At 37.6% G+C, this 26,049-nt stretch carries 28 protein-coding genes and 1 tRNA gene; 8 read left to right on the forward strand and 21 right to left on the reverse strand.

The features are described 5' to 3' along the window. Positions 1 to 4: 4 nt before the first annotated feature. On the reverse strand, positions 5 to 289 hold the full coding sequence (groES, locus tag CKV70_RS10645) for a co-chaperone GroES (protein WP_003726504.1): 285 nt from the start codon (positions 287 to 289) through the stop codon (positions 5 to 7). Positions 290 to 524: 235 nt separating this feature from the next. Here groES and CKV70_RS10650 point away from each other — a divergent pair, with 235 nt between their 5' ends. Continuing rightward, complete coding sequence (locus tag CKV70_RS10650) at positions 525 to 1,211, forward strand: CPBP family intramembrane glutamic endopeptidase (RefSeq protein WP_003731957.1); 687 nt, start codon at positions 525 to 527, stop codon at positions 1,209 to 1,211. Between the two features lies 1 nt (position 1,212). Continuing rightward, positions 1,213 to 1,416 (forward strand): DUF4305 domain-containing protein, encoded by a 204-nt coding sequence (locus CKV70_RS10655; protein WP_003722328.1) that lies wholly within the window; start codon positions 1,213 to 1,215, stop codon positions 1,414 to 1,416. Between the two features lie 26 nt (positions 1,417 to 1,442). On the opposite strand, the gene CKV70_RS10660 is transcribed toward CKV70_RS10655, so the two are convergent. After that, a complete protein-coding gene (locus CKV70_RS10660) occupies positions 1,443 to 2,090 on the reverse strand; it encodes a redox-sensing transcriptional repressor Rex (RefSeq protein ID WP_003722329.1) in 648 nt (215 codons plus the stop codon). A gap of 310 nt (positions 2,091 to 2,400) precedes the next feature. Here CKV70_RS10660 and CKV70_RS10665 point away from each other — a divergent pair, with 310 nt between their 5' ends. Both CKV70_RS10665 and CKV70_RS10670 read left to right on the forward strand, forming a co-directional pair. After that, complete coding sequence (locus CKV70_RS10665) at positions 2,401 to 4,353, forward strand: ABC-F family ATP-binding cassette domain-containing protein (RefSeq protein WP_014601007.1); 1,953 nt, start codon at positions 2,401 to 2,403, stop codon at positions 4,351 to 4,353. A 23-nt stretch (positions 4,354 to 4,376) separates the two neighbouring features. Beyond that, complete coding sequence (locus CKV70_RS10670) at positions 4,377 to 5,336, forward strand: alpha/beta hydrolase (protein ID WP_003722331.1); 960 nt, start codon at positions 4,377 to 4,379, stop codon at positions 5,334 to 5,336. 197 nt (positions 5,337 to 5,533) lie between these two features. On the opposite strand, the gene CKV70_RS14665 is transcribed toward CKV70_RS10670, so the two are convergent. The 11 genes from CKV70_RS14665 to CKV70_RS10720 all read right to left on the reverse strand — a co-directional run bounded on the left by CKV70_RS14665 (position 5,534) and on the right by CKV70_RS10720 (position 12,683). Continuing rightward, positions 5,534 to 5,593, reverse strand: coding sequence for a hypothetical protein (locus CKV70_RS14665; RefSeq protein ID WP_232048003.1), 60 nt, complete (start codon positions 5,591 to 5,593; stop codon positions 5,534 to 5,536). A gap of 258 nt (positions 5,594 to 5,851) precedes the next feature. Then, the gene (tsaD, locus tag CKV70_RS10675; protein ID WP_003731954.1) at positions 5,852 to 6,874 is read right to left on the reverse strand and encodes a tRNA (adenosine(37)-N6)-threonylcarbamoyltransferase complex transferase subunit TsaD; all 1,023 of its coding nucleotides are present in this window, start codon (positions 6,872 to 6,874) and stop codon (positions 5,852 to 5,854) included. Beyond that, the gene (gene rimI / locus CKV70_RS10680; protein ID WP_009925883.1) at positions 6,871 to 7,326 is read right to left on the reverse strand and encodes a ribosomal protein S18-alanine N-acetyltransferase; all 456 of its coding nucleotides are present in this window, start codon (positions 7,324 to 7,326) and stop codon (positions 6,871 to 6,873) included. The genes tsaD and rimI overlap by 4 nt, the downstream gene beginning before the upstream one ends. Further along, positions 7,323 to 8,015: a tRNA (adenosine(37)-N6)-threonylcarbamoyltransferase complex dimerization subunit type 1 TsaB gene (gene tsaB / locus CKV70_RS10685; protein ID WP_014601009.1), complete on the reverse strand. Its 693-nt coding sequence runs from the start codon at positions 8,013 to 8,015 to the stop codon at positions 7,323 to 7,325. Before tsaB ends, rimI begins: the two co-directional genes overlap by 4 nt. Beyond that, the gene (gene tsaE / locus CKV70_RS10690; RefSeq protein WP_003722335.1) at positions 8,012 to 8,473 is read right to left on the reverse strand and encodes a tRNA (adenosine(37)-N6)-threonylcarbamoyltransferase complex ATPase subunit type 1 TsaE; all 462 of its coding nucleotides are present in this window, start codon (positions 8,471 to 8,473) and stop codon (positions 8,012 to 8,014) included. Before tsaE ends, tsaB begins: the two co-directional genes overlap by 4 nt. Before the next feature lie 104 nt (positions 8,474 to 8,577). Continuing rightward, positions 8,578 to 9,723: an Lmo2079 family surface lipoprotein gene (locus tag CKV70_RS10695; protein WP_072217182.1), complete on the reverse strand. Its 1,146-nt coding sequence runs from the start codon at positions 9,721 to 9,723 to the stop codon at positions 8,578 to 8,580. Positions 9,724 to 9,852: 129 nt separating this feature from the next. Continuing rightward, positions 9,853 to 10,233 carry a hypothetical protein gene (locus CKV70_RS10700; protein ID WP_010989888.1) on the reverse strand — a complete coding sequence of 127 codons (381 nt, stop codon included), beginning with the start codon at positions 10,231 to 10,233 and terminating at the stop codon, positions 9,853 to 9,855. A gap of 92 nt (positions 10,234 to 10,325) precedes the next feature. Then, entirely contained in the window at positions 10,326 to 10,682 is a 357-nt protein-coding gene (gene crcB / locus CKV70_RS10705; RefSeq protein WP_014601010.1) for a fluoride efflux transporter CrcB, read from the reverse strand. Next, a complete protein-coding gene (crcB, locus tag CKV70_RS10710; RefSeq protein ID WP_003731951.1) occupies positions 10,672 to 11,061 on the reverse strand; it encodes a fluoride efflux transporter CrcB in 390 nt (129 codons plus the stop codon). The genes crcB (CKV70_RS10705) and crcB (CKV70_RS10710) overlap by 11 nt, the downstream gene beginning before the upstream one ends. Positions 11,062 to 11,166: 105 nt before the next feature. Then, positions 11,167 to 11,793, reverse strand: a complete 627-nt coding sequence (locus tag CKV70_RS10715; protein WP_003731950.1) for a GyrI-like domain-containing protein — start codon at positions 11,791 to 11,793, stop codon at positions 11,167 to 11,169. Further along, positions 11,790 to 12,683: an aminoglycoside phosphotransferase family protein gene (locus tag CKV70_RS10720; RefSeq protein ID WP_003731949.1), complete on the reverse strand. Its 894-nt coding sequence runs from the start codon at positions 12,681 to 12,683 to the stop codon at positions 11,790 to 11,792. The genes CKV70_RS10715 and CKV70_RS10720 overlap by 4 nt, the downstream gene beginning before the upstream one ends. A gap of 132 nt (positions 12,684 to 12,815) precedes the next feature. Between CKV70_RS10720 and CKV70_RS10725 the strand changes: the two genes are divergently transcribed. Next, a tRNA-Leu gene (locus tag CKV70_RS10725) sits at positions 12,816 to 12,899 on the forward strand. A gap of 52 nt (positions 12,900 to 12,951) precedes the next feature. Here CKV70_RS10725 and CKV70_RS10730 read toward each other — a convergent pair. The 5 genes from CKV70_RS10730 to CKV70_RS10750 form a co-directional block, all read right to left on the reverse strand. Further along, positions 12,952 to 14,640, reverse strand: a complete 1,689-nt coding sequence (locus CKV70_RS10730) for a SpaA isopeptide-forming pilin-related protein (protein WP_010989891.1) — start codon at positions 14,638 to 14,640, stop codon at positions 12,952 to 12,954. A 94-nt stretch (positions 14,641 to 14,734) separates the two neighbouring features. Further along, positions 14,735 to 16,006 (reverse strand): helix-turn-helix domain-containing protein, encoded by a 1,272-nt coding sequence (locus CKV70_RS10735; protein WP_014601011.1) that lies wholly within the window; start codon positions 16,004 to 16,006, stop codon positions 14,735 to 14,737. A 634-nt stretch (positions 16,007 to 16,640) separates the two neighbouring features. Further along, on the reverse strand, positions 16,641 to 17,972 hold the full coding sequence (gene fepA / locus CKV70_RS10740; protein ID WP_009931796.1) for a multidrug efflux MATE transporter FepA: 1,332 nt from the start codon (positions 17,970 to 17,972) through the stop codon (positions 16,641 to 16,643). A gap of 9 nt (positions 17,973 to 17,981) precedes the next feature. Continuing rightward, positions 17,982 to 18,572, reverse strand: coding sequence for an efflux pump transcriptional regulator FepR (fepR, locus tag CKV70_RS10745; protein WP_003722345.1), 591 nt, complete (start codon positions 18,570 to 18,572; stop codon positions 17,982 to 17,984). A 110-nt stretch (positions 18,573 to 18,682) separates the two neighbouring features. Further along, on the reverse strand, positions 18,683 to 19,726 hold the full coding sequence (locus CKV70_RS10750; RefSeq protein ID WP_014601012.1) for an alpha/beta hydrolase: 1,044 nt from the start codon (positions 19,724 to 19,726) through the stop codon (positions 18,683 to 18,685). Between the two features lie 214 nt (positions 19,727 to 19,940). Between CKV70_RS10750 and CKV70_RS10755 the strand changes: the two genes are divergently transcribed. The 3 genes from CKV70_RS10755 (at position 19,941) to betL (ending at position 24,220) form a co-directional block, all read left to right on the forward strand. Continuing rightward, the gene (locus tag CKV70_RS10755) at positions 19,941 to 21,155 is read left to right on the forward strand and encodes an argininosuccinate synthase (RefSeq protein ID WP_009926995.1); all 1,215 of its coding nucleotides are present in this window, start codon (positions 19,941 to 19,943) and stop codon (positions 21,153 to 21,155) included. Between the two features lie 3 nt (positions 21,156 to 21,158). Then, complete coding sequence (gene argH, locus CKV70_RS10760; protein WP_014601013.1) at positions 21,159 to 22,529, forward strand: argininosuccinate lyase; 1,371 nt, start codon at positions 21,159 to 21,161, stop codon at positions 22,527 to 22,529. Positions 22,530 to 22,696: 167 nt separating this feature from the next. Beyond that, a complete protein-coding gene (betL, locus tag CKV70_RS10765; RefSeq protein WP_003731943.1) occupies positions 22,697 to 24,220 on the forward strand; it encodes a BCCT family glycine betaine transporter BetL in 1,524 nt (507 codons plus the stop codon). A gap of 43 nt (positions 24,221 to 24,263) precedes the next feature. On the opposite strand, the gene CKV70_RS10770 is transcribed toward betL, so the two are convergent. Genes CKV70_RS10770 through CKV70_RS10780 form a run of 3 tightly spaced genes read right to left on the reverse strand, consistent with a single transcriptional unit; the run spans position 24,264 to position 26,049 of the window. Further along, positions 24,264 to 24,461 (reverse strand): hypothetical protein, encoded by a 198-nt coding sequence (locus CKV70_RS10770; protein ID WP_003722350.1) that lies wholly within the window; start codon positions 24,459 to 24,461, stop codon positions 24,264 to 24,266. A gap of 3 nt (positions 24,462 to 24,464) precedes the next feature. Further along, the gene (locus tag CKV70_RS10775) at positions 24,465 to 25,115 is read right to left on the reverse strand and encodes a class II aldolase/adducin family protein (RefSeq protein ID WP_010989894.1); all 651 of its coding nucleotides are present in this window, start codon (positions 25,113 to 25,115) and stop codon (positions 24,465 to 24,467) included. A gap of 1 nt (position 25,116) precedes the next feature. Further along, positions 25,117 to 26,049, reverse strand: coding sequence for a 1-phosphofructokinase (locus CKV70_RS10780; RefSeq protein ID WP_010989895.1), 933 nt, complete (start codon positions 26,047 to 26,049; stop codon positions 25,117 to 25,119).

Consider the following 26,049-nt stretch of genomic DNA (forward strand, 5'->3'; position numbering starts at 1 on the left):
AAAATTATTTAGTAATTGCTAAAATGTCACTTTCACGTAAAATCAGATAGTCAGTTCCTTCATACGTCACTTCTGTTCCAGAGTATTTTGCAAAGATAACTGTGTCACCTTCTGCAACTTCAAGTGGTTCTTTTGTTCCGTTATCTAGCACACGACCTGAACCGACTGCAACAATTTTCCCTGATTGCGGTTTTTCTTTGGCAGAGTCTGGTAATACAATCCCACTCGCTGTTTTTTCCTCTGCTTCAAGTACTTCAATTACAACACGATCTCCTAATGGTTTTAACAATGTAAATGACCTCCTCTGATATAATTACTTTTTTCATTTTAGCACTCGACACATCAGAGTGCTAATACAGTTATTATGATACCAAACTGAATAAAAAATGCAAGCAAAAACGTTTAAAAAAATAGAAGAATTCTTATTTGCGGTAAAGCTTCATAACGAGTACAATAAGAAGAGCTATTTCCGCTTGTTTGAAGCAATTTAGCCAATGTTTGTTTATAGAAAGGATGCGTATTTTTTGGCTAAGCGTTATATTACGATTGTTTTAGTTTATTTGTTATTACTTTTTTCTGCATCTGCTGGGATTCCTATTATTCAACATGTTCTACTTAGTACAACATCCCTTTCAATAGAGGATGCTGCATCTTATGGAATGGTTATTTGGTCGATATTCTCTAATCTTTTATCACTTGCGATTATTATTCCAATGCTTTATAGAAAACCGAAAGAAAATAAAATCGAACTCGGTGAAAAAACGAAACCGCTTCTAAGTATTGTTTGGATTGTCGGAGGCGTCATTGGGTTATATGCGGCACAAATTGTTTGTAGTATTATCATTACGCTGATTTCTGGAGATTTAAGTAACTCTGCAAATACGGAGTTACTAGTTGATTTGACTAAAGCTGCACCTATTTTCTTAATTTTCATTTCCATTTTAGGTCCAATTTTAGAAGAACTTGTATTTCGAAAAGTGGTTTTTGGTGGGCTAAGTAATGTGATGAATATTCATGTGGCTGCGGTTATTAGTTCGCTTTTCTTTGGATTACTTCACGGAGATATTTCTTTCTTACTTACTTATTTTGTCATCGGACTAATTCTTTGTTTCCTTTATACGAAAACAAAACGGATTGTCGTTTCGATGGGCGCGCATATTTTAATGAATACGATTGTTTTGCTGTTGAGTCTAGGAATTATTGGGGGATAATATGAAAAATTCATTAATGAAGCAAAGTTTTTTATATTTTGCGCTGGGTCTTGTATTTGTATATTTTGTTGTTGTTCGTGTGGCTGATTATGGTTATGATGTGCTTGCATATATACTAATTATCATGACATTAATGGATTTTGGCATTGGCATCGGTCTGATTATCACTGGATTTAAAAGGCGTAAAAAAACCTGTAGAAAGTAAGTTTAGCTTACCTTCTACAGGTTTTTTTATTCTGTTTTCGCTGGATAATTTTCCAGGAAATAGATTAACGTTTGTAATTCCGTTGTAAGGTCGATATGGTGCACACGAACTTGTTTTGGAACACTGATACGAGCTGGGGTAAAATTTAAAATACCTTTAACATCCGCTTCAATTAAACGATCTACCGTTACTTGTGCTTCATCAGCTGGAACTGTCAGAATAACTACTTCCACACCGTTTTCACGAACAATTTCTTCCATATCATTCAAGTGATAAATTGGAATGTCTTGTTGAACACTACCTACTTTCGCTGGATCCACATCAAATGCAGCAACGATTTTGATATTATTATTTTTCATGAAATTATAATGTAATAATGCTGTACCAAGGTTACCTACACCGATTAGTGCAACATTTGTCTGTTTGTCCTGGCTAAGTGTTTTGCTGAAAAAGTCGAGTATGTAAGAAACGTTATACCCGTATCCTTTCTTACCTAATGCGCCAAAGTACGAAAAATCTCGTCGAATAGTCGCTGAATCAACTTTCACCGCTTCACTTAATTCCGCAGATGATACTCGTTCCTTACCTGACTCATCTAGGTATTTCAAGTAACGATGATATAATGGTAAGCGTTTTGCTGTCGCTTGTGGAATTTTAGTTGTTTCCTCCATCATGCCTTCTGTCCCTTCTTCTTTTAAATTTTTTCTGAAGTTGAAGCTATTGTGAACTGTACTTCCTTTCACATGCTTGCTTATATACTATAAACATTTCACAAGGAATGCACAAACTTTTTGCTCATAACTTTCAAGTAAGGTTTTGTCCCGCAAAATATCCGGTGCAGTCCTCTTTTTATATTCTACGCTAAAATCACAAATAATGCGAGTGTATTCACAATCTTTCTTATTCAAGCTATCTTGGCTATCTCATTGCGATTACTTGGCTTTTAAGATAAACTAGTAGGGAGAACGTTCGAGGAGAGAGATTATGATATTATTACAAGTTCAGCAAATTTCTAAATTCTTCGGTGCAGAAGTTATTTTAGATAATATTAAATTAGAAGTAAAAACAGGTGATCGAATCGCTCTAGTTGGGCGAAATGGTGCAGGAAAATCTACTTTACTTAAAATCATTGCCGGCAAAATGAGTTATGATGGCGGAACTATTTCCAAACCAAAAAGTGTGGAAATTGGCTATTTGGCTCAAAATACCGGTCTAGAATCTTCCAAAACCATTTGGGATGAAATGCTAAGTGTGTTTGATTCACTGCGAAAAATGGAAGCTGATTTGCGCAAAATGGAGCTTCGTCTCGGCGAACCGGAACTCTATAATGATCCAGAAAAATACCAAGCACTGATGACGGATTATGATACGTTACAACATACTTTTAAAGAAAGTGGCGGCTATACTTATGAAGCAGAAATCCGTTCTGTTTTAAATGGATTGCGTTTTTATCCAGAAGATTATGAAGTAGAAATCGCTTCTCTAAGTGGTGGCCAAAAAACGCGGCTTGCTTTAGCCAAATTACTACTTGCTAAACAAGATATTCTTGTTCTTGATGAACCAACTAACCATTTAGATATCGAAACACTAGCGTGGCTCGAAACCTATTTACAAAATTATCATGGTTCGTTACTCATCGTATCCCATGACCGCTACTTCCTTGATAAAGTCGTGAATCAAGTATACGAAATTAGCCGAACCAAAATCGATTACTACAAAGGAAATTACAGTTCCTTCGTGAATCAAAAACAAGCGAAACTAGAACAAATGTGGAAAGAGTTCGATAAACAACAAAAACAGATTGCCAAACTAGAAGATTTTGTTGCTAGAAATATCGTCCGCGCATCGACAACGAAGCGCGCTCAGAGTAGAAGAAAACAATTAGAAAAAATGGATGTGCTTGGTCGCCCGCAAGGTGATGAAAAAGCAGCGCATTTTGGTTTCCAATTTGAAAAACAAACGGGTAAAGATGTTTTAATGGTAGATCAGCTAAGCATTGGTTACGCGAAAGATAAGCGCATTGCTTCCAACCTAACGTTCGAAATGAAACGCCAAGATAGCCTTGCCCTTGTTGGTCCAAACGGAATCGGCAAGTCTACTCTGCTTAAAACACTTATTCGCGATATTCCAGCTCTAAGTGGCGAATTCCACTTCGGCGCTGGCGTGAAAATTGGTTACTATGATCAAGAACAAGCCAAACTGACATCCAACAAAACCGTATTAATGGAACTATGGGACGATTATCCAGAGCTGAATGAAGTGAACGTCCGTACAACACTAGGTAATTTCCTTTTTTCAGATGATGATGTACTAAAAAATGTCCAATCTTTAAGCGGTGGCGAAAAAGCGCGCCTTGCTCTTGCTAAGCTCACTTTACTTGAAGCCAATGTACTTATCCTTGATGAGCCAACCAACCATTTAGATATTGAAAGTAAAGAAGTTTTAGAAGCAGCTTTAATTGATTTTGAAGGCACGATTCTCTTCGTTTCCCATGACCGCTATTTTATTAACAGGATTGCTTCTAAAATCGTCGAACTAGCGCCCGAAAAAGCAACCGTTTTCCTTGGAGATTACGATTATTATCAAGAAAAATTAGCAGAAGAAAAAGAACTGGCACGACTTGATGCCGAGGACCGACGCAAAAAAGGCGAACAAGTTGAAGCAACCGCCTCCGTCAGAAAATTAAACTACCAAGAAGAAAAAGAACAACAAAAACTACTTCGCCAAAGAAAACGAAAACTAGAAGAAATAGAAAAATCCATGGAAGAAACGGACGAAAAGATTGCCGAAATCGAACTTCAATTAACGAATCCAGAAGTTTTCCAAGACCATGAAAAAGCCCTTGAAATCACTCAAGAGCTAGACGCCGTAAAAGCTGACGGAGAGAAATTAATGGAAGAATGGGAACAAATAAGCGAAGAACTGGAATCCATATAATCTACATAAAAAAGGAGCAAACAATGAAAAAGATTTTAATTATTTCTAGTTCGATTATCGTTGGTTTACTTGTTATTATTACCATTTGTGCTAGTTTTTACTTATATAGCTATGCTTTAGCGCGCGACAATTCAAGTATGAACGACACAGCAACAACAGACGAAACAACTGACACAGCCAAACTTGCAAAGAAAAATCGTGAAGCAAATGTCGCATGGATGGAAAAGCAAAACCTCATAAAATGGACAGAAACTTCAGCAGATAATTTGAAACTCGTTGCTAATTATTTACCAGCAGATATCCCTTCTAACACGACCATTATTTTAGCTCACGGCTATCGTGGGAAAAGTGGAAAAGTCGAGATGGCTGGTCTCGCTAGAATGTATCATGAAAAATTCGGCTATAATGTCTTAATGCCTGATGCTAGAGCGCACGGTGAAAGTGAAGGAGATAATATTGGATTTGGTTGGCCTGAACGCAAAGATTATGTGCAGTGGATTGACCAAGTAATCGACAAAAATGGTACTGACACTCAAATCGCACTGCATGGCGTTTCCATGGGTAGCTCCACCGTTCTTATGACCAGCGGCGAAAAACTACCAAAACAAGTAAAAAGTATTATCGCGGATTGTGGCTATACCTCGATGGATGCCGAACTTTCTTATCAATTAAAAGCCATGTTCCACTTACCAAAATTTCCGATAATCCCAACAGCTAGTCTGATTAATAAATTCAAAGAAGGTTTCTTTTTTAGCGAAGCAAGTGCGGTTGATGCGGTCGCTAAAACAGACTTACCCATTTTCTACATCCACGGTGATGCTGATGCATTCGTCCCTACTTATATGGTAGACGAACTTTATGACGCTACAAATAGCTATAAAGAAAAATGGATTGTCAAAGGTGCAGAACACGGCCAAGCATTCACGGTAGATCCAAAAACATATGAAGAAAAAGTACGCCAATTTTTAAATAAAACAATGTAAAAAACAGCTGTTCTCTAAGAACTAGATGCTATCAGTAGGAAGGAAAAAATTGGCAAATAATAAGTAAATGTGTTACTATATAAATGAAAAGAGAGCCATGCGTCAACATGACTCTCTCGCAAACACCATTTAAGATGGTGACAGCCTTTTATATGATTTATTTAAAAACCACTAGCTGTCAGGCTTATGAGTGGTTTTTATTTTTTGTCATTTTTGCTGTTCATGATTGTTACGATTAAGACTGCAAAAGCAATCATCAGCGTAAGACTCTCGAAAACAGTCACACGTTTATCCTTTCCAGGTAACGCCTAAAAAATAACATAAGCACCACCAACTTTCTGGATGAAAAAGGCCGGTGCACCACCATAAACTTATTTGCATCACAATTATAGCATGCAAGTATCTTTAGAAAAAGAGTTGGCGCGAAAGTTGTATTTTAGAGGCATAATCGGAAAATTGGCCTAATATAAATAGACTGCAGTCCGAAGCGTGCGGAACGAAAAATCGCACGCTTTTTATATATCTTCCAGCAATAATCCCGGATTCGCATTCATATCAAAACCACTACGTTTTCCTTGTAAGAAACTCACTGTCCCTGCAGCAGCAATCATTGCGGCATTGTCTCCGCATAAGGCTAACGGCGGAATAATCAATTCGGTCTCCGGAAGTTCTAGTTTTACTTCTTGAATAAGTCGTTCTCGTAAACCTTGATTCGCCGCCACGCCTCCAGCAAGAAGCAGTTGTTTCACATCATATTGTTTAGCTGCGCGAATCGTTTTACTTACTAAAACATCCACAACGCTTGCTTGAAAACTCGCCGCCATATCGTTTGGATTCGGCTCCTCACCACGCTGTCTTAAATTATGAAGCGTGTTAATAAAGGAAGACTTCAATCCACTAAAACTAAAATCAAACGAACCCTCATCCATCATCGCCCTTGGAAAATGAAAAGTGTCTTCGCCGTCTTTGGCAAGTTTATCAATTTGCACGCCGCCCGGATAAGCGAGACCAAGTGTGCGCGCTACTTTATCATAAGCTTCACCAGCTGCATCGTCCCTTGTCTCCCCGATAATTTCAAACTCATTGTCCGCTTTCATTAAAACTAGTTCCGTATGACCGCCGCTGACAACTAATGAGAGTAGCGGAAATTTAAATTCAGTTTCAAAACGATTTGCATAAATATGGCCTGCAATATGGTGTACACCGACTAAAGGTAAATTGTGCATAAAAGCTAGCGTTTTAGCCGCATTCACTCCGATAAGTAGAGCTCCAACTAGACCTGGCCCTTCTGTCACAGCTACCCCGTCTAAATCATCCATTGTCACATTCGCTTGTTTTAAGGCCTCTTCAATCACAAGTGTAATTTGCTCCACGTGGTGTCTCGAGGCGATTTCGGGAACTACCCCGCCAAATCGTTTATGGCTCTCAATTTGCGAAGCCACGACACTCGATATAATTTCATTGCCATTTTTTACAACAGAAGCAGCTGTTTCATCGCAGCTAGATTCTATCCCAAGAATTAATGTATTTTTTTTCATAAGTCCACCCACATCACTAGCGCATCTTCTTTCGTATCCGGATAATAGTTTTTCCGAATGGCGCCGTCTTGAAATCCTAATTTTTTATAAAGTCCTTGAGCAACATCATTGGATACGCGAACTTCTAATGTCATCCGAACAACTCCACGCTCTTTCGCAACTCGAATCATTTCTCGCAAAAGTGCCTCACCGTAATGATTCCCTTGATAATCTGGATGAATCGCAATATTCGTAATATGCCCTTCATCTAAAACGAGCCAAACACCTGCATAGCCTACCACTTGTTCCTTATATATCGCAAGTAAATAATAGGCGTATTGGTTAATAATAAATTCATTCCGAAAAGCTGCTTCCGTCCAAGGTACTGTAAATGCTGCATTTTCGACATTCATAATACTTTTCAAGTCAGTCACGGTTGCTTCCCGAAATAATAAGGCTTCTTCCAAACTCACTCGGAACCCCTCGATTCCAACCATTTACTCTCCGCTTCTGCCAGTTTTAAATAATCAGGAACAAAATTGTCTGCTGGTTCTCCATCTAAATTCTCTGCCAGTTTTACGAGAGAACTAGCTCGTGAGTAAGTATAATCTGCCTGCGCAAAAACCGCCCGCTCACCAAGGACTTCCGTCACAGTCACACAAATTTGTTCTGTTAAGGTTCCTACGAATAAAATGAGCTCCTCGCTAGGCGCGAATTGTTCTAGTAATTCAGTTAACGCAATATGCCCGTCCGCGATAACACTCTGCATTTTGCCCTCGGTCACTTGATAAACACCCGCGTACACATTTCCACGGCGCGCATCCATTAAAGCGACAACTTTTCCAGGAAAGTACAAACCGTTCTCTGCTAAAAGTGCCAAAGAAGAAATCCCGACAATCGGAATCCCCGCATCCCAAGCCATTGTCTTCGCTACCGTTACACCAATACGAAGTCCCGTGTAAGACCCTGGACCTTTTGCTACAGCAATTTTTTCTAGGTCAGTAGGTTTTACTCCACATTCTTGCATTAAAACAGCAATCGCTGGAAGCAACCGTACACTATGATTTTTTCTTAAATTCGTTGTATATTCGCCGATAACGACACCCTCATTAAAAAGCGCTATCGTCATCGTATCAGAAGACGTATCCATCCCAAGTATCATTTTCCAAAAACCTCCATCGCAAGTTGCTCATACCTTTGTCCAACTGGCTTCACAACTATCTTACGCGTATTCTCATCTATATGAAAAAGCTTGATTTCCAAGTATTCTTCTGGTAAATCCTCACGAACAAACTGCGCCCATTCAACCACGCTCACACCCGCTCCGTAAAAATATTCCTCCAGACCAAGTTCATCAGCCGAAGTATCTTCCAAACGGTACACATCCATATGGTAAAGCGGCAAGCGCCCTTTCTTATACTCGCGAATAATAGTGAAGGTCGGGCTTTTAATCATTTGCGGAATCAAAAGGCCTTCACCTAGACCTTTTGTAAAAGTAGTTTTACCCGCACCAAGATCACCCTCAAGTAAAATCACATCCCCAGCAGTTAAATTTTCTCCAAGTTGTTTTGCGAGAAGTCTTGTCTCTCTTTCACTTGTCATTATCAATTCGAATTCCATTACCTCACCCGTCCATCATTTTCTCTACATATCATACCACAAAGACGCGCCAAAATAAAAATCAAAAAAACGCAACGACCTAAGTCGCTGCGTCTTTCGATTGATTAATAATTAGTTCCACTTATATCCATATCGCCATACATTTTTCTTGTAATATCAGTAATGATTTTATTTAGCTCTTCGCTAGAAATAACTTCATCTTTTGTAGGGAAATCTTCAATTGGAACAAATTCTTCTGCTTTTGTTTTCACCGTAAAGCTAATAGACTCAGGAGCACTCGCATCGGATTTATCTTCTATTTTTGTTTGAAGAGTAAGTGTATCTAAGCTATTCTCTTTTCCTGATTTCACAGTAAGTTTATTACTAATCAAGTACGTTTTATTTTCTTTTAATTCTTTCGCAGCATCTGTTAAACTCGATTTCATTTCTGCATACGTGGAATCAAAATCTGTTACTGCATCTGAACCTTGGCTTTCTGCAATAACTTTAAAATCTGCTTTTACTTTTTCATCATCCATTAGTTTAGCTACTTGGTTCATTAAGTTAGCAATATCGGCGTTTTTAATTGTAACGCTAACAGTGCCATCATCCGCTTCTTTAAAACGATCTTTTTCTAAGCCAGTGAAATAAGTATCGGTTAATTTTATTGCTTTTTTATTTAGATCTTTCGAGGCTGCCTCGATTTCTTTTGTATTTACAGCTGTTTTTGCCTCAGGTTGGTCTGTTAATGAACTTGTCAATTCTTCAGTACTAAGATATTTATTTTTTAAATCTGGGTAATCGGTGTTAATTTTAGACCACATGCCACCAGTCGCTTGGTCTAAATAACTAAGTAAAGAAGCATCAGGCTCTACAATAGTTTTAAGTGGAATATAGGCATTCCCTGTTTTACTATCTACTAAAAAATCTAAATCCATTGAAATTGGCAGTAAGTTATTCGTCGATGTTACATTGAATTTTGCTTCTGATTTGTTTGCTTTTTTGTCAGTGGACGTTGTTACAGAAAGCTTAATGTCTTTTAAAATCCCCATCGTTTGAGCACTTGGGTCCGTGCTAGAAACATTTATATCGTTTACAGCAAAAGAAGTTGTATATGTATATTGATCAGGCACATTCATCCCATTTTTCATTGTTTGAACAAATTTACCTTGTGGTGTTTTTGCTGCTTTTTCTTCCGCACTTTCCCCACAAGCACTAATTACTAATACTAAAGCTAACAAAATTGATAATAAAATCCCTTTTTTCATCATTCTCCTCCTAGGTGATTAATACATTAAAACTAACACACTTTAAGGTCTGAAAACAAGAGAATTTACAATAGTTCATCAGTCTGACACAAATTCCTATAAAAAAAGCGTTCCTTTTAGAAAGGCACGCTTTTATTTTGGAGTCACTTTTAAAGATGTAGCATTTTCAGATACTTTTCCAGGGGCGGGTGAAGTAATATTTGAACCTTGTGGGAATACAGCTCTAACAGTATCTTCCTCTTTGATGTCAGCAAGTTTCATTGCTTTTCCAGTGGTCGCATTTGTTACGGCTGTATTGCTACTCACTGTAATCATGACTTCACTTGCGTAATCGTTTTTTTCACCATTCCACGTTAATGTCCCATTGACTGTCAACTCATTATTATTCTCTAACAAACTAGTATCCGTTATTGTTCCGTCAAGGACTAAAGCAGGCACTTCTGCTTGATTACAACCTGCTAAAAATAGTACCACTAGTAAAACCGGCAATATTACCTTTTTAAAACCTGTCATCACTCTCTCGTCCTCTCTGAAGCTTATCGTTCTTTCTAGCATAGCATTTAGCAGAAATACAGGCAATTGTTTTCTTGTTTCTTAAACAATTCTTATACACCAAGCATCATACCGAGAAAAGCCGCTATTAAGCCAAACACATACGTACAACCTAGATAAGAAAATAACACACGATAATTCGCCTTCCATTTTAATTCCATACTTTCCACTTTAAACGTAGAAAAAGTCGTATATCCCCCCATAAACCCTGTACCTAAAAAAAGGTGCCAAACCGGTCCAATAGTAGAGGAAACAAGAAAACCTAATAAGAATGAACCAGTAATATTAATAAAAAAAGTCGCAGAAGGAAAGTTTGTTTTCCATTTGCTTTTGACCAATACAGAAATTCCATATCGTAGCATCGCACCAAGAGCCGCTCCAAAACCTACAAGTAAGAAATTAACCAACACGATGCTCACCTCGATTCAAAAGCTTATTGCTAAGCATCCGGCCAAACTTCACCATAATAAGCCCTCCAATGAAACTAGCTAGCACATAGCTAACTGCAAATAACCATGCGCCACTTTGCACTAGTTGAATTGTATCTACACTAAAAGCCGAGAAAGTCGTAAAGGCGCCAATAAACCCCGTCCCAATCCCGTTCAAAAGCACCAATGAAACACGTGATTTTTCCGCCAAAAATCGCATGAGAAAAGCCAATAAAAAACAACCTATTAAATTAACCGCTAAAGTCGCAGAAGGAAAATCCCCACCACCAAGCCACAAATTCATTGCATATCGGCACATACCACCTAATGCGCCAAAAACCCCTACATATAAAAAATACATCTCCAAGACCCCACTTCACAAAAAAACTACCCTGAAATATTTGCATTCCGGGCAGTCGCCTTTGTCCTATTTCTACTATACTATAACGCAAAACATTCCAATTATTCAACTCACTGGAAGTCGAAGGATGGTCTTCATTTTTTCTGGGTCCACTTTACGCGGATCACTCAAATAAATTTCGTGGTGTTTACGAACTGCTCCTGTATCATTATGAAGCCCCTCTGTTTCCATGAATTGGTGTAATTCCGCGACCGTTTTCACTTCTTCACTAAAAGGACCAATATGCATCATTTGCACACATTCCCCTTCTTCAAAACGAACCAATTTCACACGACTCGTATCGACATCCGGCTTTTTCTTCTGAGCAACCTCTTTAGCCCATTCCAACACTTCTTCTGTGACAAAATCTGGTTGTCTAAGAATGGATGTCCAAAGCCACGCATCTCTGTCCTTTAAATCAAACTTCTCTTCAGACCACCAAAACCCTTCCAGCGGCGGTACAACAAAATCCGCGTAACCATTCAGACGCGTCTCGCCCATCTTGCTCATTTTAATCGTGTACGCAATCGCATAAAGAGACTGCACTGCCTTTTGATACTCCTCACCGTCCGGATCACCTTTACCATCCACCATCAAAAAATTCATTTCCGGAACAAAAATACGCTCTGGCTTCCTTTTAGGCGCGTAGAATTTCTTCTCTTCTTTTTTAAAATCAATTTTCTTTTCAGTCATTTGAATTCCTCCTCGTTCATCCAATTCGGCACTATCTTTTGAAAATTATCGTGACTAGCTGCCGTCTTTACTGCATAATCCATCAACTTTTTAAAATTACGAGATTCATTTTTTGCCGCCCAACTAACAGCCGAAGTAATATGCATCGCCGTGTAAAGCGCATAAAGATTCCAAAAATCCGTAACTTCTTCTTTATCAATATAGCCTAAAATATTTCCTCGTGCAAAAGGTATACTGACCTCTGTTGTAAAAAAGCCGATTTTAGCTAAATCAAATAAAGGATCACCGAACTCTAGCCGATTAAAATCAATTAGCCCCACAAACTTTTTGTTGTTTAAAATAATATTCGCTGGATGAAAATCTCCATGCTGTAAACAAATCGGTCTATTTTTTAATCTAGCTATATTCTTATAAACAAACTTTTCAGTGTCTGTTAAAAAAGAAGCTGTTATTTCTAATTCTTTTAATTCCTCCACTTTTCGTTTAAATTTAGCTGTTTGAAAATCCAACCAGTTCATTTTTGGTATATCTAGCGGTATTTTATGAACTTCTCGTAAAATTTCCCCTGCCGAAAAACCAGCTTTAAACTGTTCTGAATGAGATAAATGAGTCATGCCACTTTCTGCGTCTTCTCCTCGCAAATAACTAATAATCATATAGCCTTCTCTTTCGATAAAACCGAAATCATATGCTTTTGGAACAAATGGAGTTTGAGAATCTAATGCTTGGATTATTTTAAATTCTTGCTTCCGTTCTTGAAGTAAGTCTATGGGAAAAACACGAACAAGGTAAGTTTCATCCACCTGGTATTTCCTATCAACAGAAAAACCTTTTTTTATTTCCGAAATTACTTTCGCATTATGCAACATTTTTAGTTGTGTCACATCCATAATTAGCTCTCCCTCCTATAAATTCGCTATTCTCCATTATACAAGAATACGCTTACTTTTTTCCAATTATCTACGTAGAATTTGTTGACAAAATAATGGAATCAATATTATAATTAGTTTTGCTACGCATACGCGGTCGTGGCGGAATCGGCAGACGCGCTAGGTTGAGGGCCTAGTGGGGTAAAACCCGTGGAGGTTCAAGTCCTCTCGGCCGCATCAATTAAAAAATTCCAAGGTTAGAAGCTAACCTTGGAATTTTTTTGTATCTTTAATATCTTCTATAAACAAATAACCCGCTAGCTACGACAATAAGCAATCCTGTAAAAATCGTTGAGCTACTTGAACTATCGCCCGTTTGCGGTAGAGCGGTAATTTTTGTCGTTTCTCCACTTACCTTCACCACTGTACTCCCCTTTGTTGGAGTTGGTTTTAGAGGTACCATTATTTTATTATCACTAAAAGTAATATTAATAGTTTTTTGAGGATTAAATGGTATCGTTACGCGAATTTCATTGGCTGATTTTTCATAACCAGGTGGTGCTGTTACTTCCGTTATGACATAAGTTCCGGGTTGTAAGTTTTCAGCAAGTGCATAACCTTTACTATTTGTAGTTACTTTTTTTAATGTCGTTCCATCTATTGACTTTACGTCGAAAACGGCATTTGCTAGACCTTTTTTATTCGCTTCATCTTGTTTAAAAATAGTAATTGATCCTGTTTTCTCAGCGTTTTGAAAAGTGAGTTTGACAGGATTTGTATCGCCGTACGTGATAGTAAATTTCTTGGGTGTTGTGTTTTTCTGATATCCAAGGGGTGCTGTAACTTCGGTTGCTGTATAATTCCCTGGTGGCAGTCCTTCTGCAGTTCCTGTCCCATTTTGATTAGTTGTTATTTTTGCTACTTCTGATTGAGAATTATCTTTAATTGCGTAAACCGCTCCACTCAGTGCCTTATCTCCTGAAAGTTTTTGAATTTCCACTTTACCATTCGTCGTTATTCCCGCATCTATATCAAAATTCTCACTTTTTAAATTAGGTACATTTACTGAAGCAATACCAGTTTTATCTGGTTTAGAATTAAGGCTCTTGTCATTACCTTGATTTGCTTTTGAAAAAATAAAATCATTATTCGGTAGGCTAAATTTCACTTGATAGTCCCCTGGCAAAACATCTGTGAATAAATAAGAGCCGATATTATTTGTGGTCGCACTTTCTTTAAACGTACCATCTTTCGTTAATAAATCTACCTTTACGCCAGGAGCAGGTTCTTCGCTATCTTGCTGAATACCATCCCCATTAAAATCATACCAAACAACATCGCCAATTTTTGCACCGTTTACATTAATATATAACTGAACATCATCTAAAAAATTTCCGCTTGTAAGTGAACCATTTGCAGTTGAAATTGGGTTAAAAGTTAGTCTTGTGATAGTTTGTCCAGCTGGAACCGTATAATTCCCTTCAAAACTCCCCCACGTTTCCCCATTAGAAACTCTCGATACCTCCGTTTGACTTTCGGGTGAACCAATAAGCAAATCGGCTGTGTCTACACCAGTACGACCACGATGCGAAAACTTCCATGTTAAATTCGAACCTGGGATTGTCCGAATATCCTGATAAACTGGTCCAATACCATCTGAATTTAATTCAATAAAGTTATTTCCCGAAAAAGCAGGCACATTATATCCATTACCATTTTGCCATACTTCTATATTTCCAGTTGGATTAGTTGTGCCCCAGGCATCTACACCAGCTTGATTAACCATCCATACATTTGTTGTACCAGCATTTTGACCGTAATCTGTGATATCAACATCTTCAAAATCATTATTTTTAATAGCCCATTTTAACTGCCAGCCATTTGAAGATGTTGGAGAAGCTTGCACTTTTTCAGAAGTACTTCCAATAATAAGCAACACCATTAGAATGAAAAAACTACCTATTAATTTTCTTTGCATACCTTCCCCTCCCTTTTCCCTGGGCCTAACATCATTAAATACCCATAAAACAGCAAAAGAAAACAGCCAGTGTTGCAACCAGCTGCTTTTTTGTTTATGACAAAATATCGTATGCCATTTTATATTTTGTTGATTTGGCGAAGTGTTTACTTGCATGCTTTTTGACTCGTTCAATTAATACTGGGTCATTTGACGCATCAATCTTTTTCAATAATTTTATCATTTTCTTTTCATAACTTACTTGCTCATCCTGTTGATATAAAAGCAATATTTCGGTGTATTCCATGAAGTAATTCAGTTCTTGCACTCGCTCAACTACTTTATTCATTAGCCCCATTAATGAAGTCGCTTCTTCAACAAAACCTTTTTCTGCAAAAATGACCATCAGTTCTGTAATAACAAGATAATCATTATTATTAAAGCTTATATTAGTCGTTTCGTAGGCTATTAGTTCTTTATACAAACTGGTTATTTTTTCATAAAATAGCGTTTCATTTCCTTCGATATTTTCAATTTCTGCCATTTTTAATTGAACGACAAAATAATAGATTTTTTTAGCCTCTGGATATTTGGAAAAGTACTGTAGCGTTTGTTTAAATCTGTATTTTGCCTCCACAATAAAGCCAATTTGAAAATAAATGTAACCATAGAAATAGAGAATAGAGACAAAACGTTCCTGCTCTTCATCCTTTATTAAATCCCACGCTTGCTGGATATGTCCAAGTGCGGGTTCATAAATACTTTGGCAAATATAATTAATGCAGATGCACACATGAAAAACAGTGAGAAAATTTTTATTATCAGTGAGAGCAACGCACTTTTCCCAGTACTCCACTGCTAATTGATAATTACACGTTGCATGAGAATGTTTTACTGCCTGACCGTAATAATAGTAGGAAAGCAATTGGGGCGGGAAAGCATTTTCCACTCGTTTTTCTGCGTTCTTTAAATATTTAGCTTCCACTTCTTCCGCTCTTGAAAATTTCCAAGTCTTATAATAAAATGCTACCTGTAAACAATAAAAGCTAAGTTCGACAGCTGGTGATTCGTGCTGTAGCTCTACATTTTCTGCTATTTTCATTAATCTACTTTCTATTTCTTTAGGATTAGAACAAACCAATAGTTCAAAAATCTCATCCAATTCTTTCAAAAGTGCTCTATTCTCTTCATCTTCGCTCATCAATAAAATTTCTTCTGGTATGTCTAACCTTCTTGCTATGTGTATCAATGTTTCCAAAGAAGCAACCTTAATACCGTTCTCTATATTTGCTAAATAAGGAACAGAAATAATTCCTTGCGCTACGTCCTTTAATGTCAGCTTTTTCTCTTTACGAATATTTTTAATTCGCAAACCGATTAAGTTCATGATGTCACCGCCGCTTTTTCAATATTTTCCTCTTAATTATAAACATTTCGAAATGGAAAACAACCACTTTTTCCAGCTACTTTTTTGCTTTCCTTTTTATATTTTCTAAAAAAGCTTGTTAAATAAGCTTTTTTAAACTACTAACCTAAAGCGTTCGCCCTTACATAGAAAACGTTTTAGATCAAAAAAAGCATGATTGCTCTTGGACCTAAAACGTTTTGTTATATTTGCTCCTGTATAGCTATTTTGAAAAAAGCTTCACTAATTTGTCATAATCATCGCTGTGGAATTTTTGTTGTCCGGCATAGGTGAAATAAAAATTTTCCTTTTGAATTCCTAAATTCCACCTAATACCGACATTTTATTACTTTTTAGTTTGCTCCCACATGCAAACTATTCCGTTAATAAAACAACAAGTTTTATAGACTCTTTCCCTTATCGAATCTATAAATTTTCTCTACACATTCCCTTTTAAAACCTGTCTACGCAAAAACGGAAACGTAGATTTTTATTTTACCATTCAAATTCAATTAATCTCTAAAAAGGAAAATTTATCCCACTTCCGCTTTTTTAAGTCTATTTTTAGTCTTAATTTCCTAAAAAGACGAAGATATCATCTATCTTCGTCTCGTTTTTATTTAAATAAAATATGTTTTTTCTTCATATAGAATACTATGGATGCTGCTACAATCATTTCTGAAATCGGAATTGCTAGCCAAACGCCCGGGATACCAATGATTGGTGGCAATACTAATAAGAAAATTACCATGAAGATAATTTCACGTGAAATCGTAATCCATGTAGCCATTTTTACTTTGTCTGATGTTTGGAAATAAGTCATCATAACAAAGTTGAAGCCCATGAAAAGATAAGCAGTATAGAATAATTTGATACCATTGCTTGCTAACTCTCTAATTTCCACGCTAAAGTTACCGAACATTGAAACGAGCAAATTAGAACCAAAGAAGCCAACAAGTAAAAAGCCGACCCCGGTGCTAAATGCTACAACAATCGCAATTTTCAATGTTTCCAATTCTTTTTGTCTAGCTTTCGCACCCCTGTAATAGCTAATAAGTGGCTGAATCGCAGAACCCATTCCAAGGAACAACATCAAAATCACACTATGCGTATAATTGAGGACAGAGAACGCCGCCACGCCAGCAGTCCCAGCAATAGCCGCAATCGAAATATTATAACCTAACGTAAATACAGATACACCAACTTCTGCCAAAAAGCTCGGTAAGCCAATCGCCAATGTTTTCTTGAAAAAAGCTTTGTTCCAGTCCACTTTGACAAATTTCAAGCGACTCGATTTTTTGAAGAAATGGGTAGTTAAAATGAGTACACCGATAATGATTGCTATCATCGTAGCAAGAGCAGAGCCTGTCACACCCCATTCGAACACAAATAGGAATAAATAGTTCAAAATAACATTACTGATTGCCGTTACAATAAGCGCAATCATCGATAAATTAGGATCGCCATCATTACGTACAAAAATACTTAAAATATTTTCTAGTGTAAGCGCAAATCCAAATACGAGCAGGATATTCATATACTCAAGCACATAACCAATCGTATCATCATTCGCACCTAAAAAATAAGCTAATGGTACTTTAAAAATAAACGCTATAATTCCAATAATAACAGTGATTGAAACAACGGCTAGAATCGCATTGGTGAAAATCGTTTGTGCTTTAGCGACATTTTTCTCTCCAATTGCAAAGGAAAACTGGGTCGCCGCGCCAATTCCAATCCAGATAGAAATCGCTGTAAAAATCGTAAATACCGGCACCGCTATATTTATCCCAGCAAGCGCTACTCCGCCTAGCTTATGCCCAACAAAAATTCCATCAATCACAATATTTAAAGACATTAACAACATTCCCACTAAGGAAGGAATTAAATATCTAAAATAGATTTTTTTAACTGAATCTGTTTCTAAAATTTCCATATTTTTTGCCATACTACACCTCTAATTCAAAGCTTTTAGCGTAATTCCTCTCCAGAATATTTGCCATAAAGCCGTGATTTTCTTTTCCGTTCTTTCCGGGTCATTCACGTACACAATGTCTACGATAACTGCATCAAGAATTCCCATGTATGCTTCTTTCATCGTTTCCACATCTTGCATTGGGATTAACTTTTGTTCCATCCAATTGCTAAATAAATCAGTAAATTCATGTTCCATTTGCAGCACGTTCTCGGTAATATCTGCTTGGACCACTTCATACAAATGCTTTGGCGGATAAAACCCGTAACGTAACCAAAATTGATATGCCTCGTCAGTATCGTATAATTCCTTCACACCAAAAAGTAAACTAGACAAAACAAGATCTGGTCTGGATAAGTCACTATCTCGAAGTTTTGCCCGGTAGTAATCTATTTCTGTTGATTTAGCGTCCTTCATAATGGATAAAAACAAATCATCTTTATCTTTAAAATGAGAATAGATGGATTGTTTCTTCAGCCCCACCACACCAGCAATATCAGCAAGCGATGTTCCTTCAAAACCATTATTAGCAAAAAGTGTCAGTGCAGCTTGTTTGATTTCTTCTTTTCTCATCATTCCACTCCTCTCACAAAAACTGACGACCGTTCGTAAGTCATTTTCTCATGAAAAAAATTCTTTGTCAACAAAAAAATCCACTCTTTTAAAAGAGTGGATTCATGGATTTATTTTTCTTCTAAAAATTCGCTAATCAATTCGTATGTCTCATCGGTCGCTTCTGAATTAGTTGTCATGAAGCCATGTGGAACTTTTTCAAAACGTTTGGCAAATACTTCCACGCCGGCATCTTTTAATTTCTTCGCATATGCTTCCCCTTGATCTCTAAGTGGATCAAATTCAGCAGTCACAATAAATGTTTTCGGTAGTCCGACTAAATCTTTGCTACGTATTGGTGCAACGAGTGGATCGTATTTACGATCGCTTGCATTCGCAATATATAATTTAAAGAATTTATCTAATGATTCTTTCGTAAGCACGTAGCCTTCTGCAAATTCATCCATTGACGGATATAGAACAGATGCATCACGGCTGAAAATATCAGTTGCTGGATAAAGTAAGATTTGAGCAGTAATATTTGGTTTTCCTTTGGATTTAGCGATTTGTGTAACAACGGTCGCTAAGTTTCCGCCTACGCTATCTCCCGCAACGATAATGTCTGATGATTTAGCTCGTAAGCTAGTACGGTGATTTTGTACCCAAAGTAGCGCCGCATATGCATCCTCCACTGCCGCTGGGAAAGGATTTTCTGGAGCAAGTCGGTAATCAACAGTGACAACACGAGCACCCGTAGTTTGTACAAGTTTTCTAGCAATCGCGTCATGCGTTTGCAAGCCACCTAAAACAAATCCGCCACCATGATAATAAACGATAATTTCGAAAGGTCCGTCTTCTTGTGGCGTATAAATCCGAATCGGAATTTTGCCAGCTGGACCATCAATTTTTTTGTTTTCAACATCGCCAATTTCGATATCTTTTGCTGAAGGTAATGCTTTTGTTGCTAGTCTCATATATTTATATCGCGAATCTACGTCGGATAATGGTGACGTGTTTTTCACAAATTCCTGTGAAGCCTTATCTAAATTCTCAAGAACCTCAGGATTATAATCTTTTTTCCCAACCGCTTTTTTGTAAATAAAGAAAACGATTAATAATGGAAGTAGAATAATCCCAGCAAAACCGATAGCGATCCATTTTATTGTATTTTTCACATTCGCTCAACTCCTTCAATATAACTTCAATAACAAGTATAGCAGTTTTATGAACAGGAACCAATTTATTACTATTTGAAATGATTATTTTTATTTAGAAATGTATTTTTAAGCATAATTATGAATAAATGAAAATAAAAAGGTTGATATCTAAAAGCATCGATGTTAATATAAATACAAATGTTTGTATATTTATGAATAGGGGATGTTTAAAATGGCGAAAGAAAAAATCGTATTAGCTTACTCAGGTGGGTTAGATACTTCTGTGGCAATTCAGTGGTTAGTAGAATCAGGTTATGAAGTTATTGCATGTTGCTTGGATGTTGGTGAAGGCAAAAATTTAGATTTTATTAAAGAAAAAGCCATTACTGTCGGAGCAAGTGAATCCTACACGATTGATGCGAAAGAAGAATTTGCCGAGGATTTTGCGTTAATTGCTCTTCAAGCCCATGCTTATTATGAAGGAAAATATCCACTTATTTCAGCTTTAAGCCGTCCGTTAATTGCGAAAAAATTAGTAGAAGTCGCTCGTCAAGAAGGCGCTTCTGCTATCGCTCATGGTTGTACTGGTAAAGGAAATGACCAAGTTCGGTTTGAAGTAGCGATTCATGCACTTGCTCCTGATTTAAAAGTCGTTTCTCCTGTCCGTGATTGGAAATGGTCTAGAGAAGAAGAAATCAATTACGCCAAAGAACATGACATCCCTGTCCCAATTGATCTAGATAATCCCTTCTCGATTGACCAAAACTTGTGGGGTAGAAGTAATGAATGTGGTGTGCTTGAAAACCCATGGACAACACCGCCAGAGGCAGCTTACGACTTAACAGTGAGTTTAGAAGATGCACCAGACACAGCAGATATTGTTGAAATCACCTTTGATGCTGGTATTCCTATTTCTCTTAATGGAGAAAATATGAGCCTAGCTAATTTAATTCTTACTTTAAATGAAATTGCTGGAAAACATGGTGTTGGTAGAATTGATCATATCGAAAATCGTTTAGTTGGTATTAAATCACGTGAAGTATACGAATGTCCGGCCGCAGTCACTTTGATTACAGCACATAAGGAATTAGAAGATTTAACCTTTGTTCGTGAAGTGGCACATTTCAAACCTATCATCGAACAAAAAATCAGTGAAACAATTTACAATGGCCTATGGTTCTCTCCTTTAACAGAAGCATTAGTTGCCTTCTTAAAATCTACACAAAAATTCGTGAACGGCACCATCCGCGTCAAATTATTTAAAGGTCATGCCATTGTAGAGGGAAGAAAATCGCCAAATTCACTTTATGATGAAAACTTAGCAACTTACACGTCTTCCGATACATTTGACCAAGATGCAGCAGTTGGTTTCATCAAGCTTTGGGGATTACCAACAAAAGTGAGCGCAGAAGTTAATTCAAAAGTGATAATAACAACCGAGGTGTGAAAAATGGAAAAACTATGGGGCGGACGTTTTCAAGGGAAAAGTGAAGCATGGATTGATGATTTTGGAGCTTCGATTTCTTTTGATCAAAAAATGGCAAAAGAAGATTTGGCGGGTAGCTTAGCGCACGTCGCCATGCTCGGCAAATGCGGGATCATTCCTGATTCAGAAGCAGCAGAAATTACAGCCGGATTAAAAATTCTCCAAGAAAAATTAGCGTTTGGTGAGCTCGAATTCAGCACTGTTAACGAAGATATTCATCTAAATATTGAAAAACTATTGCACGAGGAAATTGGTTCTGTTGCTGGAAAACTTCATACGGCGCGTAGTCGAAATGATCAAGTTGCGACAGACATGCATTTATATTTAAAACAAGCCGTGGCGGAAATTATTCAGTCGCTAAAACATTTACGTGTAGTGCTTGTTCAAAAAGCAGAGTTGCATGTTGAAACAATTATGCCTGGCTATACACATTTACAACACGCTCAGCCCCTGTCTTTTGCCCATCATTTGCTTGCTTACTTTGGAATGTTTACGCGGGATTTGGAGCGTTTGGAAGAAAGTGTCAAGCGGATTGATATTTCACCGCTCGGTTCTGCAGCGCTTGCTGGGACGACATTTCCAATTGACCGGGCTTATAGCGCCGAATTACTTGGCTTTTCTGCTGTCTATGAAAATAGTTTGGACGGCGTGAGTGATCGTGATTTTATTATTGAGTTTCTTAGTAACAGTTCTATCTTGATGATGCATTTATCGCGTTTTTGTGAGGAATTGATACTTTGGACGAGTCATGAGTTTCAATTTGTCGAATTAACGGACGCTTTTTCGACAGGAAGTTCGATTATGCCGCAAAAGAAAAACCCAGATATGGCCGAGTTAATTCGCGGAAAAACTGGTCGGGTTTACGGAAACCTTTTCGGCATGCTAACGGTTTTAAAAGGGTTGCCGCTCGCTTATAATAAAGATTTACAAGAAGATAAGGAAGGCATGTTTGATACGCTTGAGACGGTTCAGACAAGCTTAGATATATTCGCGGGAATGATTGAAACGATGAAGGTCAATACAGAAATAATGGAAGAATCTACGCAAAAAGATTTTTCCAATGCGACAGAACTAGCAGATTATTTAGCGAAAAAAGGTGTTCCATTTAGAGAAGCGCATGAAATCGTTGGAAAATTAGTACTAGAATGTACGCAAAACGGGATTTATTTGCAAGATGTAGCGCTTAACCACTATCAGGAAATAAATCCACTTATTGAGGAAGATATTTACGTGGTGCTTTCTTCCAAAACTGCCGTGCAAAAAAGAAATTCGTATGGCGGAACTGGATTTGATCAAATTAAAGTCGCTCTCGAAAACGCGAAAAAAACTTTGTAAAACTAACTGGGATGCTGAATGGCGTTCCAGTTTTTTGCTGATTTCTCCCCCTTTTTCCTCTTAGCTGATTTGTCAGAGCACTACTTTTTTTGTTACTATTAAAAAGAATGTTACCTTTTTGCTAACATGGGGAAATACATACAGAGAAAATAAAGGGAAGTGATGTATTGAAAAAATTAACAAATGTCTTTTGGGGATCGGGTTTTCTAGTTTTATTAGCAGTTTTATTTGGGGCTTTTTTGCCAGAGCAATTTGAGACTTTTACAAACCATATCCAAAAATTTCTAACAAGTAATTTTGGTTGGTATTATTTAATCGTTGTAGCGATTATTATTATCTTCTGCTTGTTTTTAGTTTTAAGTCCGATTGGCTCGATTCGACTCGGAAAACCGGGTGAAGAACCTGGTTATAGTAATAAATCTTGGTTTGCGATGTTGTTTAGTGCTGGAATGGGAATTGGCCTCGTTTTCTGGGGTGCAGCTGAGCCGTTATCTCATTATGCGGTCCAAGCTCCCGGAGGTGAAGTTGGCACGCAAGCAGCTATGAAAGATGCGCTTCGTTATTCATTCTTCCACTGGGGAATTTCTGCTTGGTCGATTTATGCGATTGTCGCTTTAGCATTAGCTTACTTCAAATTCAGGAAAAATGCACCTGGCTTAATAAGCGCCACACTATACCCCATTTTAGGCAAACATGCGAAAGGTCCTATTGGACAATTGATTGATATCATTGCTGTTTTTGCGACAGTCATCGGTGTTGCAACGACACTCGGTCTTGGCGCTCAACAAATTAATGGTGGTCTTACATACTTGTTTGGCGTTCCAAACAATTTTACTGTCCAATTTACGATTATTGTTATTGTCACTATTTTATTTATGTTATCGGCTATGTCCGGACTTGATAAAGGGATTCAGCTTTTAAGTAATGTAAATATTTATGTTGCTGGTGTTTTATTAGTTTTAACACTTATTCTTGGACCTACTCTATTCATTATGAATAACTTCACCAATTCATTTGGTGACTACTTACAAAATATCATCCAAATGAGTTTTCAGACAGCACCTGATGCGCCTGATGCACGAAAATGGATTGACTCATGGACTATTTTTTATTGGGCTTGGTGGCTTTCTTGGTCACCGTTCGTCGGAATTTTCATTGCCAGAATTTCACGCGGTAGAACGATTCGCCAATTCTTACTTGGTGTAATCGTGCTTCCCGCTTTAGTCAGTGTGTTTTGGTTTGCCGTATTTGGCGGTTCGGCGATTTTTGTCGAACAACATGGTAATTCTGGTCTTTCAAGTTTAGCGACAGAACAGGTACTCTTTGGGGTCTTTAATGAATTCCCAGGTGGCATGATGTTATCGATTGTTGCGATGATTTTAATTGCAGTCTTCTTTATTACTTCAGCTGACTCAGCCACATTTGTTCTCGGTATGCAAACGACGGGCGGATCTTTAAATCCACCGAACTCCGTCAAAGTAACATGGGGATTACTCCAAGCGGGAATAGCAAGTGTGCTACTCTATGCAGGCGGACTGACAGCGCTTCAAAATGCGTCGATTATAGCAGCCTTTCCGTTTTCTATCGTCATCATCTTAATGATTGTTTCCTTATTCGTTTCGTTAACGAGGGAACAAGAAAAGCTAGGATTATACGTTCGACCGAAAAAATCACAACGTTCTCAACTATAATAAAAAGGGATGAAAATCTACAACTAGATTTTCATCCCTTTTTTCATCCTTTTTTCTGCTTTGCCGCGACTATTTCGCGATAGCTACGAGTTTGTTTAGGATATTTTTTTCGAAAGAAATGTTGCGAAACAACTGCTAACACGAGAGAAATGGCGGTAATTGGAATAGAGCTTTTAAATATACCGACCATCAGTAGTAAAGCACTGGCAAATAACGTTGCATTAAAAAGGAATTTTTCCATTAGTTACTCCTCCAAATTATAATTTAATTCGCGGTCATGAGCTAATTTTTTTATACCTAAAGCATCGAATACTAACGCTTTTTCAGCAATGTAGGCATTGTATTCAATACGCTCTAGCATGTCGTATGCTTTATGAAGTGATGTATCTAATACGACAATACCATGTTTATTTAATAAGCTTGCACTTGGAACGGCTTTATCCCCTAGCTCGATAACGTGTTTACGAACGATTTCCGCAAGTTCGGAACTAGTCGCTGGCGCAAAAGCAAGGGTTGGAATTTGACCGATTTTTTGCGTTGCTTCTGTTAAATTCGGTAACTCCATACCAAGTGTTGCAAATAACATCGATTCTTTCGGATGAGCATGAAGAACACAGCCGATATTTGGATTTTCTACGTAACAAGCACGGTGTAAGTTAATTTCTCTAGTAACTCTTCCGTCTCCTTCCACTACTTCATTGTTATTATCCACTACAAGGATTTCATATGGGGAAAGATCGCAAAGTTTTGCTTGACTCATAAGTGTAGGTGTCATAATAATGTGCTCACTATTCATGCGCACACTTACATTTCCTCCAGCTGCATTCGTTTCAAAACGGTCAAACATTGTCTTCACTATTTTCGCTAAATCTTCACGTTCTTTTTGGTATAACATATTATCTCTCCTCCAATTGTATAATACTTACTTGATTCTTGAGTTTTCCAGCAGCTTCTAAATCAAAGCTCGAACTGTCTTGTTGCATGACTTTGCTAGCGGAACAACCTGTCGCGACTTTTAACGTTTCTGTAATCGGCATATTCATCGCAAGTCCTGCAATAAATGCCCCAACAAACACATCGCCAGCCCCGGTATCATTTCGTTCCTGAACTTTTGGTGGAATAACTTGATACAATTTGCCATTATGCGCGCAAATTGACCCTTTTGCTCCAAGCGAAACGACCAGATAGGGGATTTTTTCGGCTAATTTGCGGACATTTTCTTCTAGTGAATTGGTCTTCTCATCCAAAATAGCAATGACTTCATCTTCATTTGGTTTAATGAAATCAACACCCATTTCGACCGCTAAGTTTAAATATTCACCAGAATTATCACATCCGAGAAACGCGCCTGTTGCTTTGACAGTTCTTAGTAGTTCTTTAAAATCAGATAATGTATAATGAGGAGGCGGGGATCCAGCAATCACCACCATATCCTCTTTTTTAACTTTTTTAGCGATTTGTTTTAAAAGGTTCACTTTGTTGGTCTGACTTACGGTAAAACCAGCTTCTGGTATCATCGTGCTGCCATTCGTGTCATCACTCAAGACGACGAAGCATTCTCTTGTGGAAGTTCCAGCTTCTACAAGGAAATCATGGTTGATATGTTTTTCTTTTAGAATGGCATATAGTTTGTCGAGATTGTCTGATCCCGCAATTCCAAGTGCTTCATTTTTAATTCCGAATTTCGATAATACTCCTGAAACATGAAGCCCCTTTCCCCCGCAATCAAATTCCGTTTTTTTGACACGATTAGTCTTCCTTTTTTCCAACTCTCCTTGAATAAAAAGCAACCGGTCAATGGCTGGATTTAATGTTATCGTGTAAATCAT

The sequence above is a fragment of the Listeria monocytogenes genome (assembly GCF_900187225.1).
GTDB lineage: Bacteria > Bacillota > Bacilli > Lactobacillales > Listeriaceae > Listeria > Listeria monocytogenes.

Excerpts from the sequence above, each read along its gene's own strand:
- CKV70_RS10655 (WP_003722328.1), top strand. The coding sequence starts at position 1,213 with ATGAAAAATTCATTAATGAAGCAAAGTTTTTTATATTTTGCGCTGGGT.
- CKV70_RS10660 (WP_003722329.1), bottom strand. The coding sequence starts at position 2,090 with ATGATGGAGGAAACAACTAAAATTCCACAAGCGACAGCAAAACGCTTA.
- CKV70_RS10665 (WP_014601007.1), top strand. The coding sequence starts at position 2,401 with ATGATATTATTACAAGTTCAGCAAATTTCTAAATTCTTCGGTGCAGAA.
- CKV70_RS10670 (WP_003722331.1), top strand. The coding sequence starts at position 4,377 with ATGAAAAAGATTTTAATTATTTCTAGTTCGATTATCGTTGGTTTACTT.
- tsaD (WP_003731954.1), bottom strand. The coding sequence starts at position 6,874 with ATGAAAAAAAATACATTAATTCTTGGGATAGAATCTAGCTGCGATGAA.
- tsaB (WP_014601009.1), bottom strand. The coding sequence starts at position 8,015 with ATGATACTTGGGATGGATACGTCTTCTGATACGATGACGATAGCGCTT.
- tsaE (WP_003722335.1), bottom strand. The coding sequence starts at position 8,473 with ATGGAATTCGAATTGATAATGACAAGTGAAAGAGAGACAAGACTTCTC.
- CKV70_RS10695 (WP_072217182.1), bottom strand. The coding sequence starts at position 9,723 with ATGATGAAAAAAGGGATTTTATTATCAATTTTGTTAGCTTTAGTATTA.
- CKV70_RS10700 (WP_010989888.1), bottom strand. The coding sequence starts at position 10,233 with ATGACAGGTTTTAAAAAGGTAATATTGCCGGTTTTACTAGTGGTACTA.
- crcB (WP_003731951.1), bottom strand. The coding sequence starts at position 11,061 with ATGTATTTTTTATATGTAGGGGTTTTTGGCGCATTAGGTGGTATGTGC.
- CKV70_RS10715 (WP_003731950.1), bottom strand. The coding sequence starts at position 11,793 with ATGACTGAAAAGAAAATTGATTTTAAAAAAGAAGAGAAGAAATTCTAC.
- CKV70_RS10720 (WP_003731949.1), bottom strand. The coding sequence starts at position 12,683 with ATGGATGTGACACAACTAAAAATGTTGCATAATGCGAAAGTAATTTCG.
- CKV70_RS10730 (WP_010989891.1), bottom strand. The coding sequence starts at position 14,640 with ATGCAAAGAAAATTAATAGGTAGTTTTTTCATTCTAATGGTGTTGCTT.
- CKV70_RS10735 (WP_014601011.1), bottom strand. The coding sequence starts at position 16,006 with ATGAACTTAATCGGTTTGCGAATTAAAAATATTCGTAAAGAGAAAAAG.
- fepA (WP_009931796.1), bottom strand. The coding sequence starts at position 17,972 with ATGGCAAAAAATATGGAAATTTTAGAAACAGATTCAGTTAAAAAAATC.
- fepR (WP_003722345.1), bottom strand. The coding sequence starts at position 18,572 with ATGAGAAAAGAAGAAATCAAACAAGCTGCACTGACACTTTTTGCTAAT.
- CKV70_RS10755 (WP_009926995.1), top strand. The coding sequence starts at position 19,941 with ATGGCGAAAGAAAAAATCGTATTAGCTTACTCAGGTGGGTTAGATACT.
- argH (WP_014601013.1), top strand. The coding sequence starts at position 21,159 with ATGGAAAAACTATGGGGCGGACGTTTTCAAGGGAAAAGTGAAGCATGG.
- CKV70_RS10770 (WP_003722350.1), bottom strand. The coding sequence starts at position 24,461 with ATGGAAAAATTCCTTTTTAATGCAACGTTATTTGCCAGTGCTTTACTA.
- CKV70_RS10775 (WP_010989894.1), bottom strand. The coding sequence starts at position 25,115 with ATGTTATACCAAAAAGAACGTGAAGATTTAGCGAAAATAGTGAAGACA.
- CKV70_RS10780 (WP_010989895.1), bottom strand. The coding sequence starts at position 26,049 with ATGATTTACACGATAACATTAAATCCAGCCATTGACCGGTTGCTTTTT.